Below are 18,105 nucleotides of genomic sequence, written 5' to 3' on the forward strand. Positions count from 1 at the left end.
CATCAGTGTCAAAAATCGCGCAAGCACGGCGATCATAAAATGCTGCCTGCCGACATTTTCCGGCGGCATTAATCCTACCTTCTACGTTCGGAGCCAGCAACACAACGCAGCGTGCTTGCGATGACGGCGGCAATTGAAAAACCGGCGCAAGGCCGGTTCGTAAATTTCGCCGCTGTACGGGCTCGCCATGCGTCGCCGGGTGCGATATGTGTTGCGCTATTGGCGAAGGTCGGCGACTGAGAGCGATATGCGTTTGCCTTGGCAGTCGAAGGTCCTAAGCGAGAGCATTTTTTGCAATTTGGGACGACTGAGTTCGAACGCTAGGGTCAGTTGCTTGGGGCTTTCATCGGCGGCACCTAGTTCCGATTGGGCAACGCCATGGGGGATTGCGAAGGCGCAGTCCCCCCAACCGAATTCGTAAGCCGAAAAGTGAATGGTGGATTGTTGGACGAGCGCGCTCGTGAGTTTGACGGTGATGGCGTCCATGGCTGGCCCCCTTTCGGCTGGGAACTTGGATTGTGCCTGTTGTGCAGCAGCGTAGGTGATTGGTATCGTTTTCATCCGAGTCGGCCAGGCAACGCGGTACCGGGATATTGAAATCAGGGGATCGGTGTTCTCTGGATGGCGACGGGAACCCGCTACCCGGCCCGGGAAGCCGCGCTCATAACGCAAGCCGACGCTGCCGCACAGCCGAACGGGGGATGGAGGAAAAATTCGAGAGGCAAAAAATTTGAGCCTTCTTTTCTCGGCGTCAGTAAATACGTATCGAGGCCAACCAACATGGAGGAAACGCCCCGATGCCTGCTCGAACCGTTCTCTCGGACAGTGCCCCGCTCGATGTCCGTATCGACCCGCTTATCGCTATTCCTGTCGCGCGCGAACTGCTAGGTTGCGGCGGCACGATGATATACGTGAAGCCGAAAAACAAGTCGGCTTTTTCGAGGCCGAAGCGAATCACGCAACGTTCCATCCGCTGGAAGTCGTCCGAAATCCTTACATATCGCGATGCGCTGCTCGATTGGCAATCACAAGCCGAAGCGGCGAAAGCGATCCGCGCCGAGCGTATGCCGGGAAAGGCAAGCTGCGTCGGCGGTGCTGACGATGATGGTGTCGAATAATGACGCCCGATTTCGTCGCACCACCTACGAAGCGGAAAACCCAATCTCGCGAAGTGTCGTACGTCCTGCTGGACGACGGCCTCCACTTCCGCTCGGCCAATCGCCTGGTCCGAATTTGCTCGCCGTTGCGCCCGCTGGGTTACGCGATCGACAGCACGGGCAGCGGTCCGGCGCGGATCATCCGCATTCAGACTCTTGCCGGTTGGAAAGTTATCGAACTTCCCGAAACCTTGTTAGCGCAACCCCGCGACCTTGTACTTGCGCTGATCAACTACGGCGTCGAGCTTGAGAGTTCTGCCGATGCTATTGCGCACATTTCGGCGTACCTGAAGTCGCTTCCGAAGACACCGCTATATAAGCGCGTCCATCGCGACGGCTGGATCAATCCCGATGGCAGCGGCGGTTACGCCTTTCGCAAATACATTTACGATGCCAGCGGTAAGATGCGCATCATTCGCGCTGCTGATCAGGATCACGCGCCCGAATGCAAGGGCAGCATAGAAGAATGGCGAGCGTGCACCAGCCTGCTTGAAGCAAATCCGCTGCCGCTGTCAATTATCTGTTTCGCGCTCGCAGCGCCGTTGCTTCGTCCGTTCGGACATTCGTCGTTCAGCGTATCGATTGTCGGTCAGTCGAGCAGCGGCAAAAGCACGCTGCTTCGTCTCGCCCAATCGCTCCTAACGTATCCGCAGCGTTTAGCAACTTGGGCGGGGACGGCGAATGGTTTGCTTGCGCGTGCCGTAGACCATAACGACTTGCCGTTTATTGTCGATGAAATCGGGCAGGCGGACCCTCGCGGCCTCAGTCAACTAATTTACGACCTGACGAATGGGATGGGCAAGTTACGCGCCTCCCCGGACGGCAGTGCCGCGATGCCCTCGTCCGTGTCCACGGTCATCGTCACCGCCGGTGAGGAGAGCGTTTTTGATCGGATGCGTCGTGTCGGTCACGCGCCTACAGGCGGACACCGCGCCCGCTTCATTACATTGAACGTCAAAGGGCGTAGGGGAATCGTTTCCGATTGGCACGGCAGTTCCGATAGTGCCAGCTACGTCAAGAATTTGAATGCGATGATCCACAAAACGTACGGCGTCGCGTGGCCCCCGTACATCCAATACGTCGCAAAACACCTTGACGAACTCAGGGAGGAATACGCGAGCAAACTTGACCGCATTCGCCGACGCATCGCAGCCGAGTTCGTATTGGACGAATTCGATAATATCGAGTCCCGCGTCCTCGATCACTTCGCGATCGCCGCGTTCGCCGGTTATGTCGCCGTTGAGGCAAATGTGATCGATCTTCCGAAACCTGCGATCGGACAAGCGATGGGGGCCTGCTTCGCAAATTGGTTCGATGGCATGACCTCGGGCCGCAGCGTATCGGCCAAGGTGATCACCCGCGAAGTGCAAGCACACGTTCGCAAGCATCACCACAAGATGGCCGCATTCGCTGACTTCGAGAAACATGAAGTCCGACAGCCATTTGGCTATCGTCACGCAAGCGCAGGCGAATCCCTTCTGTTGATCCGGCCGTCAGCACTTGAACAGTTGAAGTCGAAGTATGGGGAGCGCGAATTTCACGATGCGCTCCGTAGTTCGGACTGGCTCATCCCCGGCTCAGGTAACCGCCCGACGAGGCAAGTCAAGGTGCCGCAAGGCGACGGCCGAAAATTCAATGCGTACGTGCTGCGAGAAGCACTGTTGCTGTAACGGAGCCGTAGGTCTACAGGTCTACGTAGACCGGCGAGGGGCACGCACAGACGCAAAAGCGGGCAGTGACACTCGATTTCCGATACTAGGCGATCCCTGCTCGTTTTCTGCCGCCCTTCGCTCCCATCGTCGTTTTCATTGCCATTTCCGCATCTTTCAGCATCCGACAACAACCGCGACAGCCAAATGATCGACCTCATCGACATCATGGTCTACATCGAGCACGCCCCCTTCGGCAACAAGCGCATCAAGGAAAGCCCGAATGCGATACAGCTTGGTATCGACCGCTACAGCCACAACGTGCAACTGCACGCTGACGGCGCTCCCCTAAAAGTAATGTCGATCCGCGACGGACGAGCCATCGTCATCCGCTGTTCGCCACTGAAAGCTCTTCAAGGGCACAACGTGTTCGGTACGAACAACGTGTGCGCGATCGCATCCGCCATCATCTGCCGTACGCTCGATCAACTGAAAATCACTTACAGCAGGGAACAAGTGCAAGAATGGGCCGCCGGTCATTTCGAGATTCGTGCCATCGACATTACGCACCGCCTAAAGCTTCCTCGTGGTGTAACCGTCCTCGACTTGTGCGACCATCTGCGCCGCACGGCCCCGCATCAATTCCGTCCGCAGTGGCTCGATTCAGGAATCGGCGTCCGCCTGTCACCGCCATCGGAAGCCGGGGCGCAATGGGTGCTCTATGACAAACATCAGGAATTATTGGACAAGCGAAAGTTTGCCCACGCACATCTTGAGGCCGTTCTTGGCCCCGAAGCGCAATCCGTATGGAGCGATTTGTTGAAGATCGCGCGCTCAACCGTACGCGCCGAACTAAAGCTTTCGCATCAGTATCTCAAGCGCCACGGTTTGACCGATGGGAACAAGTGGACGGTCAGTTCCGCGCAGTCGCTTTACTTTGCTGCCCTAAACGAACTGCCGGTTGACGCCTCGATACCGATCAGCGAGGCGTCGGCGCTTATTCGTAACAAACGCCTGCGACTCACGTTCAAGCTTTGGGCTGCCGATCACAATCCGCGCGATTTCGTCGCGCCTTCAACCTTCCGCGCCCACCGTCGATCCATTCTCGACTTGGCCGGGATCGACATCGCCAAGCATGTGCCGAACACCTTCGCCAAGCCGTTGTCGAGCATCTTGTGTCGCGACAACCTACACAAACTCAAGCCAGACCGGAAAAGCAAAGCCGTCTTCGTTCCCATCAGCTAATAACCACGGCGCACCTGCTAATCACGCCGCAGCGGCGGCCTTGCTAATCGTCGGGTGCGACACGTTGTATTCCTTCGCAAGTCCGCGCGCCGTCGCGCCTGCCGCCAGCTTGGCTTTAATTTCCGCGCGCTCGGCAACCGTCAGCGACTGCGGACGACCTGCGATTTTCCCTTCAGCTTTTGCACGTGCCAACCCTGCGTGCGTCCTCTCGACCAACAAGTCGCGTTCGAACTGAGCGTAGGCCGCGAACATGCGTAGGACCAGATCACCGGCCGCGCTCGTCACCTCTACCACCGGCAGGTCGAGCACGATTACCGCGACCTGCATGTTCCGCAGCATCGCGACCGTCGCATCAATGTCGCGCGCGTTCCGCCCGAGCCGGTCGAGTTTGGTTACAACCAGCTTGTCGCCCTCGTCCAGCTTCGCGACAAGCTTGGCGAACATCGGGCGTTCCATCGCCGCTACCGTCCCGCTGATCGTTTCTGCATACACGTGACGGGGAGCAACGATGTACCCTGCCTTTTCGGCCAGCATGATTTGGTTCGCCGTGGTCTGATCACCGGTGCTCACGCGTGCGTAAAGAAAAGTCTTGGACATGGCGCGCTCGATGGAAATAAAACGTGGTAATTATACCTCGCGGAAATCAATTTCGAAACACGGACTTTGTTTCCACTTTTCCAGCGGGTTTGGGGACGGCAAGAAAACGGACGGTTTATTTCCACATTGAGAGCTTATGTGCCGGTCGTCGACGGCTTTCGCGCGTAGCGAGTAGCCAGCCGCTGATCAACGCGTCAAGCGAGGGCCAACGCGGTTTGCCGGTGGTGCGATAACATTTCCGGCGTGCCGCCCAATGTCGCGCTTACATCGTAGACAATCCTTAAAGCTGCCAACCTGGAAAGTGACCGCAATGGAACACAAGACGGCTGAATCGAAAATGTCGGCCAGCGAGCAGATGATGGACGCCACCGCGCGCTTCATCGCGAAGCTTGACACCGTTCCCGGTTGGAGAGCGTCGCGCATTTCGAACTTGGTAGCCGCGATGGCCTACGACGAGCCTTTTTCGTCCAGCGCCGAAAAAGGGAGGCCGATTGAGTTGCCACCCCAGATCGATTTGCAACATGCTGTCGTATCTCGGTATATGGAGTTGGCCGACGTCGTCCTCTCGGTGAAATCATGCGAATTCTACTTTCGCCGCTTCCCGTTCAACGGCTTGCCAGTGACACGGCACGAGCATCTGAGCAACATCTGCGAGTTGTACTTCAGCCGTATCTATCAGTTCAAGGAGCGCCTCAAACATTTGGTTGATGCCGTGGACGCCTTGGTGCCCAAACATGGCATCCAATTCGGTCCGTTCATCAAACGATTCGCGAAGGAATTTGACCAGGAAATTCGAGAGCGACACCGGATCCACCACTTCCAAAGGTTCGCCGATCTTGATATCGAGCGGGTCTACCTGACGGGGATGCATGAGATGGTCTATCCGGATAAAGGATGGAAAGAGGAGCAACAGCGTTACTATCGAAAGGTCGCCAAGGAATGGGCGCAGCGTGTCCAAGAACGCAGCGCGCGCCTCGACGCATTCCTCGATGCGGTTGCGGAGGCACTGCTAAAAGGGTGCGCATTTCTCATCAACGGTCGTCTAGTGACCGAATCACAAGCGGAATTTTCGCGGAAATTGCATGGCTAACAGCAAGTTCGTCGTGTACCTACGCGTATCGACGCAGCGTCAACGAAATTCAGGGCTTGGGCTGGCTGCGCAGAAAGAAGCCGTCAAGAATTATCTGAACGGCGGCGATTGGGAGGCAGAAGGCGAGTTCGAGGAAATAGAAACAGGCAAGGGCTCGAACGCGCTATCGAAACGACCTCAACTTGGTCCGGCGCTAGCGCTCTGCAAAAAGACGGGTGCACGGTTGCTCGTCGCCAAGCTCGATCGGCTCGCTCGGAACGTTCGCTTCATATCGAGCTTGATGGAAAGTAAGGTCAAGCTCGTCGCTTGCGATCTTCCCGAAGCGAACGAGCTTACCCTGCACATCATGGCGGCGTTCGCGGAATTCCAGGCGAAGCGGATTGGCGAGCGGACGAAAGACGCGCTCGCGGCAGCGGCGGCGCGCGGTGTGCGACTTGGAACGGCCGGTCCGCAAAATCTGCGGCCGAACATCGAAGCTCGTCAAAGGGTGGCCGACGCTTTCGCGCAAAAAGTGGCACCGGTAATTGAATTTTTTCGCTCCAAGGGCTACGGTCAGCGCCGGATGCCAAAGAGCAGAACAACATGAATATTCGCGCACCGCGCGGTGGGCAATGGACACAAAGTCACCTTCACGCGGTACTAACGAAGCTCACGCGTGTACAGCATGCAGACGCGGCCAGCGTTGAGGAGATTGCAGCTTGATGGCTCATCTATAAGTTCGATGCGCTAAGTGCATCGGAGAAATTCGTGCTTCACCGCGCGGCAAGGCGTTTGATCCGTGACGTCTCCGGTCGTGAACTTCATCGTTGTGGTCGCAGGATATTGGTTGAAACGAACTTGGTGGGCTGGCGGGGCTCAGGTCGCATCCGAAACCGATACAGTGGAGGTGGGCTGCCTCATCGGGTTTATCGGCTGAAACCGTGGATGATGTAGCAGTCGAATTTTCGGTAGTCCACGCCAAAATCTTCCTCTTTCGCCTTGGTCCTGCGCATGACACATGGCATACACGACGACATCGGCCAATTGGAGCAGAGGGTGTGTCGCCTCTGTGCCGATCGATGGCTCATACTGAAACAGTTCGCCCGCCGATGCTCCAATTTCCGAAAAACCCGTTACCTGCCGGTGGGCCTGGCGGGATCGATCGCCAAATAGCTTCGCCTGTGTTTTGTCCTGAGAAGTAAGCACCCGGTGAAGGCATCCCGGGCGCAAAGCGCTGGCGATCAAGCTGCGGCAGGTACCCAACGATGCGGTAGAAGCGCGGCGATGTCGTCGGCTCGATGAGTGGGCAATCGATTGAGGACGTCTTTCAGATAGACGTAGGGATCGTGGCCGTTGAGCTGCGCGGATCGAATGAGGCTCATGATCGCCGCAGCGCGTTGTCCGGCGCGCAACGAACCGGCAAACAACCAGTTCGACCGACTGATGGCCCAAGGACGGATCTGGTTCTCGAGCCAGTTGTTATCAATGGGCACGTGCCCGTTGTCCAGATAACGCGTGAACGCCTCCCAACGCCTGAGGCTGTAGTCGAGTGCCCTGGCGATCGCCGATCCCTCAGAGACGAGTTTGCGTTGGGCGAGCATCCATTGATGTAACGCATCGGCGATCGGCCGAGCGCGTTCTTGGCGCACTTCACGTCTGTGATCGGGAGTGAGTTCTGCGACATCGCGCTCGACCGCGTAAAGTTCGCCGTAGTATTTCAGCGCCTGCTCGGCGATTGCACTCTTGTTGCTGGCGTGCAGCTCAAAGAATTTGCGTCTTGCATGGGCAACACATGCGATCTCGGTGATGCCCAACTCGAATCCGGCTTTGTAGCCGCTGTGATCGTCACATACAAGCTTGCCGCGCCAGTTGCCGAGGAACTTGCGAGCATGTTCGCCCGCGCGGCTATCGGCGAACTCGTAGACGACGGCGCGCACGTCGGTGAACTGCGTCGTGGCGTATGCCCATACATACGCGCGCTGTGTCTTTCCTTTGCCGGGAACGAGCATTTGCACCGGCGTCTCGTCGGCGTGCAGCACGTCGTGCTGGAGAAGCACCTCCCGAAGCGCGTCGACCAGCGGCTGCAATCGCACACCGCAAACGCCAACCCACTCGCCCAGCGTTGACTGGGGGATGGCAAGACCCGCGCGTTCAAAGATGCGTTCTTGACGGTACAACGGTAAGTGATCGCCGTACTTCGCGACCAACACCTGGGCGAGCAACCCGACGGTGGCAATGCCCTTGTCGATCACATGGGGCGCAACGGGTGCCTGAATCAGCGTCTCGCATGCCTTGCAGGCCCATTTACCGCGGATGTGACGTTCGACCGTGAACACGCCCGGCGTATAGTCCAGCTTCTCGCTGATGTCCTCGCCGATACGCACGCGCTGGCAACCGCAGGCGCACGTGATGTCGTCGGGTTCATGGTGGATGTCGGTGCGCGGCAAGCGTGCTGGCAACGGCGCACGCTTGGGCTGCTGGCGCTGCTTGTCCTCGGGCGGCTTCGACTTCAACTGCTCGAGCTCGATTTCCAGCGCGGCCAGGTCGGCGTCGATGGCTTCGTTCAGCAAGCTCATCTGCTCGACGTTCAGTTGCTCGCTGCGCTTGCCGAATTGCAGGCGCCTGAGCGTAGCAATCTCGTGCGTGAGCTGGTCGATGCGCGTCTGGCGGTAGCGCAGCTCCCGCTCGTTCTCGCCAACCTGAGCCATCAACTGCGCAGCCAGCGTGCGCAGTTCGTCGGGACTCATAGCGTCGAGATTGGCGGGTAGGTTCATGCGGGCAGTCTGCCAGAACCCACCGCGCCGCGGAAGCAAGCCAGTTTACGGCTTTAGGGACATTACACGACCGTGATCGCGTGATCGTGGGCAAGCGTGCGCCAGGGCAGCCCCATCACCAGCGCCTGCAATTGCTCGGAGTTGAGCGCGGTGGCGATCATCAGGTCCCCATTCGTCCAGATGAACCGCCCCTTGTTCAGACGCCGAGCGGCCAGCCAGATACCCAAGCCGTCATAGACGAGCACCTTCATGCGCGTCGAGTTCTTGTTGGCGAACAAGTACGCGTGATGCGGGCGTGCCGAGCCGAAGACCTTGACGACACGTGCGAGGATCGTCTCGGTGCCGGCGCGCATATCCAGCGGTTCGGTCGCCAGCCAAATCGCCTCGATGCGAATCACCGCAGCCAACCTTGCAACCACGCAGCGCAGTCGCTGGCGGCCGACAATGGCCAACGCACCGTGACCACCGTCGCTCCACGGCGCACTTCCACCTCGATTGCGCCCGGCGCCGGCGCAACGCTCGGCGGCGCCGCGAGTTGTAGCGGAACAAATTCCGCGGGTGACACATTGGTTGAATGACTGGCCTGTGTAGCCCCGTGCCGCTTGGCTTGCCGGGTGATCCATGTGCGAACCAAATTGGCATTGAGACGATAGTGCAGCGCCACCGCCGCGATTGACACGTGCGGCTGCATCGCCGCGCGCATCACTTCCGCCTTGAATTCTTTGCTATGCCGGCGGCGCCGCACCGGCTGCACTGCGACTTCGGGATTCGCTACGAGTTCTTCCATCGTGTACACCTGTCCATTAAAAGTTGTTAATGGACACGATGCTCGCGTCAGAACACTCGAGCTTCAAGGCGACTTTGCCGGGTGCTTACCCTGAGAAACGACAATCTCCCATTCGTGGGGACGTGCGAACCGCCTCTCGTGCGCGGGAACCATCAAACACAACTGCGAAAGAAAGCCGATCAATCCCTTGGGATCGGCATGAACATTGAGGTCTACGCGATCCGCTTTTTCTTGATCCCAAAGCGAAATTTGGGTACCCATCGCGGAGGTAAACTCGCTCAGGCGACAGTGAGAAAACACGACGCAAACCCCCGCATCATTGAGCAAAAAAATACAGCGGGTGATGATTTCTTCGGCAAGTGCTTTCGTCAAGTGAGCGAGCCCCGCCTTCTTCCGTTGGTCGCCACTGAAAAGTATCCGGCAGTGAATCGGCGCACCAGTCGGAAACCCATACCTCTCCTTGATCGCATCAAGCTCGCGGAGAACCCTTTTTATGCGGGTACGCTTAACGACTAGGAATGCGAAGCCACAGATGTCGCCGAACTGACAATCATCCCCGTACGCGACGTATGCGGAATTGCCGTCTCGTCCGACTGGGGTGAGTTTGGGTGAAGCCATGCGGTGCATTGTTATGGGTCCCTAGGCTATCCGACGCGGGTAAGCGCACGCTCATACAAGAATGGCCAACCTGCGGACTCCGTTACGTCGTATCCACCGATGCCTGGGCTGCACTTGTCGCAGTGAGGATTATACGATCGCTGCGGGGTCCCCGATGCAACGGGCGAAGCTATTTCGAAGGGCCCCACACTGCGTCGAAGAGCGCGGGAATAATAACGCCCGCTTGTCCGACGAGGTTGAACTGCGCGATGCCGTCGAGCGACGTCGGACCGAGATTTATCTGAACGACCATCGCGCGTCCGCGCGCGGCGATGACCGGCAAGCTCGCAGCAGGTTGCACGATCGAGCTTGTGCCGACGGTGAACAGCACATCACATTTTCGGCAGGCATCGACGGCTACCTTCCATTCGGACTCAGGTACCGACTCGCCAAACCACACAACGCCCGGACGAACGTATCCGCCGCAATATTCACATCGAGGCGGGGCGAGGCGACGGCCGCCTTCTGGCTCCTCGGGAATTCCGAGCGACAATTCGTGCAGGCGGCGGCAAGCGAAACAAATCGGGTGATCCAACCGACCGTGCAAATGGACCACGTTTTCGCTGCCCGCACGTTCGTGCAAGTCATCGACATTTTGGGTCACGACATCGACGTGCGGGACCTTCGATGCAATCGTAGAAATCGTGCAATGCGCCGCGTTCGGTTCCGCCTTGAGAACTTTCATCCGTCGCCACTCGTACCATCCCCACACGAGTTCGCGATCGCGCCTGAACGCATCGGCACTTGCCAGTTGCTCGGCGTCGAAATTCTCCCATAGACCGGTCAAGGCATCACGGAACGTCGGTATGCCACTTTCGGCGGAGACGCCAGCGCCGGTCAGGAACGCTACGTGGCGCGCATTGCGCAGCACGACAATCAACTCGGATGGAATCTCTATCGTCATGACGCGGGCGCTATGTAACTAACCGTGCCGGAATATTTACACTATATCGCGCTGCGGGACGCTCCGACACATCCATGTCGGAGCGCTTTTTTGAGGTCGGCCTTTGCGCTGCTCTGGCACGCTAGCACCCAGGCCCTTTCGATACAACTGCCGCTCGCTGTGTATACGCCGTCAAAAATGCTCGCTGGGAAATGCCAGATTCTATTTCCCCATCGCTGCTGCTGCGGCCGATTTCGGCGCTCGCGTGCAGGATGTCACCGTACCCAACGGCGTCGTGCAGTAGCCCATCCACCCATCGATTTCCATCCTATCGAACACGACCTGAGCATCGTCCGACTCGGGCCAGTATGAAACCGCATAGCCGCATTGCTTGCTCGCGAACAACACGACCGGCTTGGTCGGCGCAGAGGCAGGCGGTAGCTGCTTAAGGAGGACGACATCGGGGCACGCTGCGGCCACCAACGACAATTTTTGGGTAGCCGAGTCGTACGCAGTATCGAAATCCGCGCGCCGCTCCTTTGCGTCCCGTGCCCACTGAGAAGCCGTGATCGCGTTGTGCTGTTCAAGTTGAGCCTGATGGGATTCGGAAGTGCCCGTCGTTGCTGCGTCGGCCTTTGGCAAGTTTTGTACATACGACGTCGCTTGCACCATGGCAAGACCGCATCGGTCGGAAAATTGAATATTTTGCAGCGATGCGGCCATGGTCACATTCCCGAAACCGCTGACCAGTTTCGACAAACCGGTGTCGCAGAACTTCGCCTGCTTCTCAGCGCCGATCTTTTGAATGTTGGCGCGCACACCTCGAACCATGTCAGTGCCACGTGGGAGCGAATTATGATTCCCCCACGCGCGATCTACCCTTTGCAGATCGTCGTGACAGGCATCGAGGACGTTCGCTTCGAGCGTACACGCTTGCGGAATGTCTTGTGCGTGAGCGACGGTAGCTGTCAACGCACAGAGGACAAAGGAGTAGATGATTTTCATATCGAATCAAATGTCATCGTATTGCTTGATGCCGGAAATCGCCGTACCCGATCGAATTTTTCCGAGGTCAGCCTTCGCGTTCGATTTGCGCGCTTCCTCCGCGAGTTCCTTCGATACGACAGCCTTGCCGATCGGCGAAATCGCAAGAGCGGCGAGCTTGAAATGTTGGATGCCGAATGGAATTCCGATAATCGTCACGCAGCAAACGAGTCCTATTGCGCCGTGCGCGATCGCCATCCAGAGTCCGAGCACCAGGAACCAAACGAGATTTCCGATGGATCCGAGAATCGATGTTCCGAGGTCGAGCCTTTGTGTTAGCTGCTGACGGCTGATCGCCTCTTTCCCGAACGGCGCGGCCGACAGTTCGGACAGGTTGTAGCAAGCGCGTCCCCATGGAATTCCGACGATGGACACGAAGGCGAGCAACGAAGCGAGCAGCCAAAGCAGCCACGCGAAAAAGCCACCAAGAAACAGAAACCAGACGATATTTCCCAACTTTCGCATGTGTGAAGTGATTTGTTATCTACGTATCGTGATACCGGCTTGCCGCCGCCCCGGGTGCTCCATGCTCGGCCCACTGAAAAGCACGTATGGGCCAGCGAATCTGTCGACGAGAAAGGGTTCCGGCGTCCGATGCCCTGGAACCAGACTCGCCCCCACACAGTACGTCCAGTGACGAGAAAATTCAACAAAATTGGCATTTAATATTCCTGACAGGGCGTTCACCCCGAATGGAATAGCCACGACCATCGTGGAATGCCCACACGACGCGATCCCTCAACCGACGAAGCACAAGACGCGCTGCTCACGTCTCGTGTCGGTGCTGCAATTGCTGAACGCCGCCGCGCACGCGGTCTAACGCAGGCGCAACTTGCGGAAATGATCAATCTTGAGCAGGAAGCGGTTAGCCGATGGGAACGCGGCATCCGTGCGCCGACGCTGTATCGACTCCAACAACTTAGCGATGCCTTGGACTGCTCGGTCGATCAGCTGTTGCAACGCGGATCGAAGCGCATAGATGATCAGTTGTCGATCGTCTCCGGGGCTTTGCATGGCCTCGACGCCAGCGAGCGGGCACTTGTTGTGCAATTCGTGCAGCAATTTACCGACTTGCTGCGCACCCAGCGTCCCACGCGCGGGAAGCAACGCAAATAGGCTCCCTCGGTGATCGACGCAGCACCGGCCACGCTCGAATTCCGCTCCTCGAAAGCTGCGCAGCGCGCTTATCGAAATCCTCCACGAGCGCACCCAATCGTTATCGAATGCAGCGGCAAATATTCACGCACACCTTCCCACTATCTGTATCGACCTCGACGTAAAAGTCTTCGTCGCTGCGTTGCCCGTGCGGAATGCTTTCGGCTTGGCGGCCCCGCGATTGCCTTGCCTTCGCCACGAGCAAGCGAACTGCCGCGAGGACCTGTTCGCCACTAGGATCGTCGCGAGTCATCGCCAGCATCCATTGAATAAAAAGTCCGGCGGGCGAACCCACCGGAAAAACGATTCCGGCGTCCGAGGCAACGGAAATTGCCGGAATCCGACAACCGCGCACCAACGTTCGGGGCGATCACGCTCGATCCTCGTCTTCGCGCATCATCAGTTCGGCCTCTAGCGACAGAAGTCGTTGCGAACGCTTCCTGATAAAGCGAGCAGGCGTCCCACCATAGATGCCCCACGGCGCGAGACTTTTTTTGACGAGCGACATTGCGCCGATCGATGCACCCTCGCCGATGTCGCAGCCGGGAAGGATGACTGTGCCAGAGCCAACGATGGAATGTCGACCGAGCCTTACGCGGGCAATCGTAACATTCAGGTAACGCCTCGGAACCGTTGGATTCGTCAGCGCGTCGCCCGAGTAGTCATCGGACGCGCTGTAAATTCGCACACCTTGGGATAGGCCCGAAAAATCTTCCATATCGATTCCGCCAGCGCCCGCGAGAAAGCACATTCCACCGATATGTACGTATCGGCCGATACGAATGTGTCCGCTCGCGGCGGACAGTACGCTGGGGCCATCGATACGAACATCGTCGCCGACGTATATATTCTGCGCGCCAACAATCGTGCAGTTCCGAGCGATTTGTATATTTCGCCCGAGGCTCGGGAATCCCGCTGACACGAGGTCGCTCTCCGTCCAATACCCGGGGTTAAGCGTGTCGTTCATTCGGCATTCCATAGGCCGCGATGACGGTGACGCGCAGGCGGTCCTTCAATCGATCATCGTAGTGTGCGGCCAGCGCTCCGCTCGCATCGCCCGCGCTAGCGTTGTGGACAGCGAACGCTGCTTCCGCAACCTCTTGCAAGCGCAGTGAGCGGTTGCCCGCGACCATTATTGCCAGCCCCATGCTAGCCTCAAGGCAGCCTTTGGGGATGGTGGAAATCGCAATTTCTGCGGCCCGACGCGCGCGCTCGTGTCCACTTGCGAACCCGATGCCAAGAAATGCACCGTCGGTTTTCTCAAACGCTTCGCGCAGATCGAGAAATTCCGCACCTACCGGAACGTCTACGTTGCCTTCGCATGTACACGCGTACGCAGCCACTACTTGCTGCACGGTTATCGGTGCAGAGTCGGCTGGCAGCAAAAGGACAGCGTTGGCAAATTGGCCGATTTCAGCGACTGTCGGCCTCGCGTCGAAAAATGGCGGCAACAGAAATATCGCGATCGTTGTCGCGCCAGCTTTGCGCGCCGCGCGTAGAGCAGTCGACATTGCGCTCAAAGCCACCGTACCGATAGAACTTGCTATCCCAACTGTGAGCCCGGCGGCGAGGTCGTCAGGTACCACGGGAGCGACAGGAATCGATGCTGCGTCGAGCATTTCAGTGTGTGTGGAAACTGCGGGCTGACCCGGCGTGGAGACATCGCTTGCAGAATGCATGAGCGCGGTCACCAACGTCGACGAGTCGTCGTCTACCGGCACGAAACGAACCGCGGCAGGTTCGGTGGTGGCCCCTTGCGCGGACTGCGGCGGGCCGATCGTGACTAGTAGGCCGTCTGTTGTTGGCGATCTGTTGTGCATGTTTTCCCCGAGCGCCGAAGCGCCTCGCTCGAATATAACGTGAAGCAAGTTTTGATGTATGGTTAACAATACATGAAATGCGTTGTTTACGATATTGTTCATGCAAGGTTTGCGCGGCATGCTGGCGAACATGAAAACTACGTCCGCCGAAACGGCAAGCCGGAATCCGATCACGCTCGCGGTGGGGCGTCGGCTGAAGGAAATTCGCATCGAAAAAGGGCTAAGCCAGGAGGACCTGGCGCACGAGGCGTGTGTAGGTCGGGCGGCAATTAGTGCGATCGAGTCGGGCACGTCTAACCCGACTGTGCTGACGCTTGCTTCGCTATGCGCCGTGCTCGGCGTGTCGTTGTCGCATTTGTTTGCGCCTCTCACTATGGCGCTTGAGACATCGGACGGCCGTCGGTCCAACGCTGCGCGACCGCCAAAGATCGCTCGGTCGCGGCTGCGTTAAGGATCACAAACTGCGGCTCAACAGCTCAATTCCATGACGCCGTCGTTTAGCGTCGGATTTGGACCGGCGTTCACAACGGTGGAACGGCCCCTTCGAGGTGCGCTTCCTTCTTGCATTTATGTTGTGCTTTGCGCCTTCGGCGGTCTTCTTCGGTCTGCCTCCACGGGCGAGCGACGCCGATACACTTGGCAAGTTCGGGCAGCGGCGGATGCATCCCTGCGATTACGCGCTGCATATATGTGCTCGCAGATATTCCCAGCGACTGCGCTCGTGCCTCGATGCCCTGAATGTATTCCACGGGCATAGACATCGTGACGCGCCATACCGGCTCCGAAGCCGGATTCCGCATGCGGGACGAAGCCTTCGGGCTGTCGCACAATGCCGCGCTCAACTGTGCGACGCGTAGCGTCGGCCGTTCAACTTCGAGGGCATTGGGATACTCTCGGGCTTTCGATTCGTCAAGTTCGCGGCGAAGCTCGTTGATCTGCTCCTGCATCGCCGCGAGTTCCAGTTGCAGCGTCGCCAAAAATTTCGCATGCTCTTTCAAATGCAATGTATTGAGGTGCGTGGCGGCACGAGTTTTGTTGAACTCGACTTCGTTCACTTTGGCACCATCGGGGAGAATCGACATCTTGTCCTCCTTATTGCGTTAGCTTCGCGATCGAATCGAGCGACGGCAACTGCGTGTTGAGTACGGGCCGCTCACCTTGCTGCGCAGGATCTATGGCACCTGTAGCTGTGGCGCGAATTTCATCCTCGATTTCGTGCAAATCTTGCAGTGCCGTACGAACGGCGTCGAGCGCGGCTTGCTGAACTGCTTCACGCAGACCGGTGATCGACGCGCCGATTTCCTGACGGACCAACGCGCGTAGTTCATTTTTTTCAATTGGCATTCGGTTACTCCGAGGTACGTTGAGGACACCACGGCCGCACGGATGCGTGGCGGTGGTTTTACGTTTGGGCAATTCGGCGAACGTTTTGCGTTGCGGCGTTCGGCATATCGGTGCGACACCGCCACGACAAGCGGATGCGCTATGTTCGGCGGACGATCGCCTTCGCTGGGCTCATCGGCTCATATTCGGGCAAGGCGTCGCGCCACGCCTTTACCGCCTGCTCCGACCAGCGCACAGCACGGATGCCGACTTTCTTCGACTTCGGGAAAGTTGGATCATTGCGAAGCTTGTCGTAGATCGTCGTTTTCGAAATGCCGAGCATGGAGCAGACGGCGATGAGGTCGACCATGCGGTCCGTACCAGCGCGAGCAGGGGACGGCGCGGCGTCGGCGGTTGCTTTGCGTGGCGGCAAAATGGCTGTGGTGCGTTTAGACATTTGTAGCTCCGGTTGTTTTTGTCCTACACCGGATTTACTGTTTCCCGCCCAAAAGTCCGAATATTTTTTTACCCGCACCAGGCAACAGACGGCGGGGGAAAATCAAGTGGAGACGCCGACCACTTCCGCCGCTACGCGGTCTTGACGTCTAGCTCAATCACGTTCGATGCGGCCAACCGGTCGATGGCGTCGGCTAGAAATTGAAGGGCCTCTCGGCGTTTTTCGGCATGTTCTTGATGGTGATAGCTCCCCTTCGTCTTGTTCGGCTCCTTGTGCGCGAGCAACAAATCAATGACTTTTTCATCGTACCCATGCTCGCCGAGCAACGTCGCCGCCGTGCCTCGCGTGCCGTGCGGCGAGAACTCCGGTACGCCGAAGTCGAGCCGCTTCATCAGATGATTAAGGGTCACATCGGCCAACGGCGTCAGGGGGCTGTACGCACATGGGAAGACATACTCGGAACGGCCGGTCAGTGCCTTTTGTACCCCGAGTAGTTCGAGCGCCTGCCTCGATAGAGGGACGACGTGCTTGCGGCGCATCTTCATCCGTTCCGCAGGAATCGTCCAAATCTCCCCTTCGAAGTCGAATTCCGTCCATTTCGCACGGATGGTTTCCACCTTGCGCGTCATCGTGAGCATAAGGAACCGCGCTGCCGCGATGGTCGTTGGATGCGCATATGCTTGCCGCGCAAGCGAACGCCAGAACGCCCCCAATTCTTTTTCGTTCAAATGTCGATGGTGTTCGACTTGGGGTACCTCGAACAGTCCGCGCATGCTTGCAGCCGGGTTCGTCTCGGTCAAAAGCTTGATGTTCGCGTACTGGAAAATCTGTTGCAGCATCAGCCGGACCTTTTCGCCAGTCGTCGGAATATCGCGCAGCTTTTCGAGCAGATCGCGCATGTGCAAGGATTTCACCTCCTTGAGTGGCATTCCGCCGATTTCGGGCCACACGAATCGTTCAAGAAACGAGTGCAGTTGATCGCGGTATGTCGGCACTTTCGCGCCCATTTTTTCAACCAACCACACCAGCGAAAAAGCCTTGAACGTTTCCGGCTGCGGCTCGGCTTTCGCTGCGCGCTTGGCTTCGCGCTTCGTTGCAGCCGGATTTTCGCCGTGCGCAACCATCGTGCGGAACCGTTGTGCTTGCTCGCGCGCTTCGGCAAGGCTGATTTCGGGGAACCGTCCAATTGTCACCTCGCCGCGCTTGCTGTTGACGCTGTACTGAAAAAGCCATGTCTTCGCGCGGCGCTGCACGAACAGGAATAAACCTTCGCCGTCGTTCAATTTATAGGGGTCTTCGCCTTCTTTGAGACGTGCATTGCTGATAGCGGTCGCCTTCAAAAGTGCCTGCGCCACCTGTCCTCCGGGGGTCCAAAAGTTACGGGGAAATTCATACTACCACGCGAATTTCCCCGCAGATTTTTCCGAATTCCCCGTAACTTCCCCGGACGTTGCCGCACCATCGTGGCAATAAAAAACCCAGCCAATC

Annotated in this window: 21 protein-coding genes; 6 read left to right on the forward strand and 15 right to left on the reverse strand. The window is 58.0% G+C overall.

The window, feature by feature from the left end; genetic code table 11:
- Positions 1 to 216: 216 nt before the first annotated feature.
- The gene (locus AB1286_RS07780; RefSeq protein ID WP_430362715.1) at positions 217 to 486 is read right to left on the reverse strand and encodes a hypothetical protein; all 270 of its coding nucleotides are present in this window, start codon (positions 484 to 486) and stop codon (positions 217 to 219) included.
- 631 nt (positions 487 to 1,117) lie between these two features.
- On the opposite strand from AB1286_RS07780, the gene AB1286_RS07785 reads away from it, so the two are divergent.
- Together AB1286_RS07785 and AB1286_RS07790 are read left to right on the forward strand one after the other, a co-directional pair.
- Positions 1,118 to 2,827: a DUF927 domain-containing protein gene (locus tag AB1286_RS07785; RefSeq protein ID WP_430362716.1), complete on the forward strand. Its 1,710-nt coding sequence runs from the start codon at positions 1,118 to 1,120 to the stop codon at positions 2,825 to 2,827.
- A gap of 186 nt (positions 2,828 to 3,013) precedes the next feature.
- Positions 3,014 to 4,051, forward strand: a complete 1,038-nt coding sequence (locus AB1286_RS07790) for a phage/plasmid replication protein, II/X family (RefSeq protein WP_430362717.1) — start codon at positions 3,014 to 3,016, stop codon at positions 4,049 to 4,051.
- 21 nt (positions 4,052 to 4,072) lie between these two features.
- Here the strand turns inward: AB1286_RS07790 and AB1286_RS07795 are convergent, their stop codons facing one another.
- Complete coding sequence (locus tag AB1286_RS07795; RefSeq protein ID WP_430362718.1) at positions 4,073 to 4,648, reverse strand: recombinase family protein; 576 nt, start codon at positions 4,646 to 4,648, stop codon at positions 4,073 to 4,075.
- A gap of 310 nt (positions 4,649 to 4,958) precedes the next feature.
- Between AB1286_RS07795 and AB1286_RS07800 the strand changes: the two genes are divergently transcribed.
- Both AB1286_RS07800 and AB1286_RS07805 read left to right on the forward strand, forming a co-directional pair.
- Positions 4,959 to 5,738, forward strand: coding sequence for a hypothetical protein (locus tag AB1286_RS07800; protein WP_430362719.1), 780 nt, complete (start codon positions 4,959 to 4,961; stop codon positions 5,736 to 5,738).
- Entirely contained in the window at positions 5,731 to 6,324 is a 594-nt protein-coding gene (locus tag AB1286_RS07805) for a recombinase family protein (RefSeq protein ID WP_430362720.1), read from the forward strand. Before AB1286_RS07800 ends, AB1286_RS07805 begins: the two co-directional genes overlap by 8 nt.
- Positions 6,325 to 6,958: 634 nt before the next feature.
- Here the strand turns inward: AB1286_RS07805 and tnpC are convergent.
- The 7 genes from tnpC to AB1286_RS07840 form a co-directional block, all read right to left on the reverse strand.
- Entirely contained in the window at positions 6,959 to 8,491 is a 1,533-nt protein-coding gene (gene tnpC, locus AB1286_RS07810; RefSeq protein WP_430362721.1) for an IS66 family transposase, read from the reverse strand.
- Positions 8,492 to 8,553: 62 nt separating this feature from the next.
- The gene (gene tnpB, locus AB1286_RS07815) at positions 8,554 to 8,889 is read right to left on the reverse strand and encodes an IS66 family insertion sequence element accessory protein TnpB (protein ID WP_430361780.1); all 336 of its coding nucleotides are present in this window, start codon (positions 8,887 to 8,889) and stop codon (positions 8,554 to 8,556) included.
- A complete protein-coding gene (tnpA, locus tag AB1286_RS07820) occupies positions 8,886 to 9,278 on the reverse strand; it encodes an IS66-like element accessory protein TnpA (RefSeq protein ID WP_430362722.1) in 393 nt (130 codons plus the stop codon). Before tnpA ends, tnpB begins: the two co-directional genes overlap by 4 nt.
- 63 nt (positions 9,279 to 9,341) lie before the next feature.
- Positions 9,342 to 9,896 (reverse strand): hypothetical protein, encoded by a 555-nt coding sequence (locus tag AB1286_RS07825; protein WP_430362723.1) that lies wholly within the window; start codon positions 9,894 to 9,896, stop codon positions 9,342 to 9,344.
- Positions 9,897 to 10,065: 169 nt separating this feature from the next.
- Complete coding sequence (locus AB1286_RS07830; protein ID WP_430362724.1) at positions 10,066 to 10,839, reverse strand: SIR2 family NAD-dependent protein deacylase; 774 nt, start codon at positions 10,837 to 10,839, stop codon at positions 10,066 to 10,068.
- Positions 10,840 to 11,040: 201 nt separating this feature from the next.
- A complete protein-coding gene (locus AB1286_RS07835) occupies positions 11,041 to 11,823 on the reverse strand; it encodes a hypothetical protein (RefSeq protein WP_430362725.1) in 783 nt (260 codons plus the stop codon).
- Positions 11,824 to 11,829: 6 nt separating this feature from the next.
- Entirely contained in the window at positions 11,830 to 12,327 is a 498-nt protein-coding gene (locus tag AB1286_RS07840) for a YccF domain-containing protein (RefSeq protein ID WP_430362726.1), read from the reverse strand.
- A 252-nt stretch (positions 12,328 to 12,579) separates the two neighbouring features.
- Here AB1286_RS07840 and AB1286_RS07845 point away from each other — a divergent pair, with 252 nt between their 5' ends.
- Positions 12,580 to 12,978: a helix-turn-helix domain-containing protein gene (locus AB1286_RS07845; RefSeq protein WP_430362727.1), complete on the forward strand. Its 399-nt coding sequence runs from the start codon at positions 12,580 to 12,582 to the stop codon at positions 12,976 to 12,978.
- A 409-nt stretch (positions 12,979 to 13,387) separates the two neighbouring features.
- On the opposite strand, the gene AB1286_RS07850 is transcribed toward AB1286_RS07845, so the two are convergent.
- Together AB1286_RS07850 and AB1286_RS07855 are read right to left on the reverse strand one after the other, a co-directional pair.
- Positions 13,388 to 13,984: an acyltransferase gene (locus AB1286_RS07850; protein WP_430362728.1), complete on the reverse strand. Its 597-nt coding sequence runs from the start codon at positions 13,982 to 13,984 to the stop codon at positions 13,388 to 13,390.
- Complete coding sequence (locus tag AB1286_RS07855; RefSeq protein WP_430362729.1) at positions 13,968 to 14,969, reverse strand: hypothetical protein; 1,002 nt, start codon at positions 14,967 to 14,969, stop codon at positions 13,968 to 13,970. The genes AB1286_RS07850 and AB1286_RS07855 overlap by 17 nt, the downstream gene beginning before the upstream one ends.
- Here AB1286_RS07855 and AB1286_RS07860 point away from each other — a divergent pair.
- Complete coding sequence (locus AB1286_RS07860) at positions 14,968 to 15,288, forward strand: helix-turn-helix transcriptional regulator (protein WP_430362730.1); 321 nt, start codon at positions 14,968 to 14,970, stop codon at positions 15,286 to 15,288. The two genes, AB1286_RS07855 and AB1286_RS07860, sit on opposite strands and share 2 nt — an antisense overlap.
- Positions 15,289 to 15,358: 70 nt before the next feature.
- On the opposite strand, the gene AB1286_RS07865 is transcribed toward AB1286_RS07860, so the two are convergent.
- From AB1286_RS07865 to AB1286_RS07880, 4 genes are all read right to left on the reverse strand, one after another.
- Positions 15,359 to 15,919 (reverse strand): hypothetical protein, encoded by a 561-nt coding sequence (locus AB1286_RS07865; RefSeq protein ID WP_430362731.1) that lies wholly within the window; start codon positions 15,917 to 15,919, stop codon positions 15,359 to 15,361.
- 10 nt (positions 15,920 to 15,929) lie between these two features.
- Positions 15,930 to 16,181, reverse strand: coding sequence for a hypothetical protein (locus AB1286_RS07870; protein WP_430362732.1), 252 nt, complete (start codon positions 16,179 to 16,181; stop codon positions 15,930 to 15,932).
- Between the two features lie 139 nt (positions 16,182 to 16,320).
- Entirely contained in the window at positions 16,321 to 16,617 is a 297-nt protein-coding gene (locus AB1286_RS07875) for a helix-turn-helix transcriptional regulator (protein WP_430362733.1), read from the reverse strand.
- Positions 16,618 to 16,748: 131 nt separating this feature from the next.
- Positions 16,749 to 17,972, reverse strand: a complete 1,224-nt coding sequence (locus AB1286_RS07880) for a tyrosine-type recombinase/integrase (RefSeq protein ID WP_430362734.1) — start codon at positions 17,970 to 17,972, stop codon at positions 16,749 to 16,751.
- Positions 17,973 to 18,105: the final 133 nt, after the last annotated feature.

Source organism: Trinickia sp. NRRL B-1857 (assembly GCF_050470685.1).
Lineage (GTDB): Bacteria > Pseudomonadota > Gammaproteobacteria > Burkholderiales > Burkholderiaceae > Trinickia.

Excerpts from the sequence above, each read along its gene's own strand:
- AB1286_RS07780 (WP_430362715.1), bottom strand. The coding sequence starts at position 486 with ATGGACGCCATCACCGTCAAACTCACGAGCGCGCTCGTCCAACAATCC.
- AB1286_RS07785 (WP_430362716.1), top strand. The coding sequence starts at position 1,118 with ATGACGCCCGATTTCGTCGCACCACCTACGAAGCGGAAAACCCAATCT.
- AB1286_RS07790 (WP_430362717.1), top strand. The coding sequence starts at position 3,014 with ATGATCGACCTCATCGACATCATGGTCTACATCGAGCACGCCCCCTTC.
- AB1286_RS07795 (WP_430362718.1), bottom strand. The coding sequence starts at position 4,648 with ATGTCCAAGACTTTTCTTTACGCACGCGTGAGCACCGGTGATCAGACC.
- AB1286_RS07800 (WP_430362719.1), top strand. The coding sequence starts at position 4,959 with ATGGAACACAAGACGGCTGAATCGAAAATGTCGGCCAGCGAGCAGATG.
- AB1286_RS07805 (WP_430362720.1), top strand. The coding sequence starts at position 5,731 with ATGGCTAACAGCAAGTTCGTCGTGTACCTACGCGTATCGACGCAGCGT.
- tnpC (WP_430362721.1), bottom strand. The coding sequence starts at position 8,491 with ATGAACCTACCCGCCAATCTCGACGCTATGAGTCCCGACGAACTGCGC.
- tnpA (WP_430362722.1), bottom strand. The coding sequence starts at position 9,278 with ATGGAAGAACTCGTAGCGAATCCCGAAGTCGCAGTGCAGCCGGTGCGG.
- AB1286_RS07825 (WP_430362723.1), bottom strand. The coding sequence starts at position 9,896 with ATGGCTTCACCCAAACTCACCCCAGTCGGACGAGACGGCAATTCCGCA.
- AB1286_RS07830 (WP_430362724.1), bottom strand. The coding sequence starts at position 10,839 with ATGACGATAGAGATTCCATCCGAGTTGATTGTCGTGCTGCGCAATGCG.
- AB1286_RS07835 (WP_430362725.1), bottom strand. The coding sequence starts at position 11,823 with ATGAAAATCATCTACTCCTTTGTCCTCTGTGCGTTGACAGCTACCGTC.
- AB1286_RS07840 (WP_430362726.1), bottom strand. The coding sequence starts at position 12,327 with ATGCGAAAGTTGGGAAATATCGTCTGGTTTCTGTTTCTTGGTGGCTTT.
- AB1286_RS07845 (WP_430362727.1), top strand. The coding sequence starts at position 12,580 with ATGCCCACACGACGCGATCCCTCAACCGACGAAGCACAAGACGCGCTG.
- AB1286_RS07850 (WP_430362728.1), bottom strand. The coding sequence starts at position 13,984 with ATGAACGACACGCTTAACCCCGGGTATTGGACGGAGAGCGACCTCGTG.
- AB1286_RS07860 (WP_430362730.1), top strand. The coding sequence starts at position 14,968 with ATGAAAACTACGTCCGCCGAAACGGCAAGCCGGAATCCGATCACGCTC.
- AB1286_RS07855 (WP_430362729.1), bottom strand. The coding sequence starts at position 14,969 with ATGTTCGCCAGCATGCCGCGCAAACCTTGCATGAACAATATCGTAAAC.
- AB1286_RS07865 (WP_430362731.1), bottom strand. The coding sequence starts at position 15,919 with ATGTCGATTCTCCCCGATGGTGCCAAAGTGAACGAAGTCGAGTTCAAC.
- AB1286_RS07870 (WP_430362732.1), bottom strand. The coding sequence starts at position 16,181 with ATGCCAATTGAAAAAAATGAACTACGCGCGTTGGTCCGTCAGGAAATC.
- AB1286_RS07875 (WP_430362733.1), bottom strand. The coding sequence starts at position 16,617 with ATGTCTAAACGCACCACAGCCATTTTGCCGCCACGCAAAGCAACCGCC.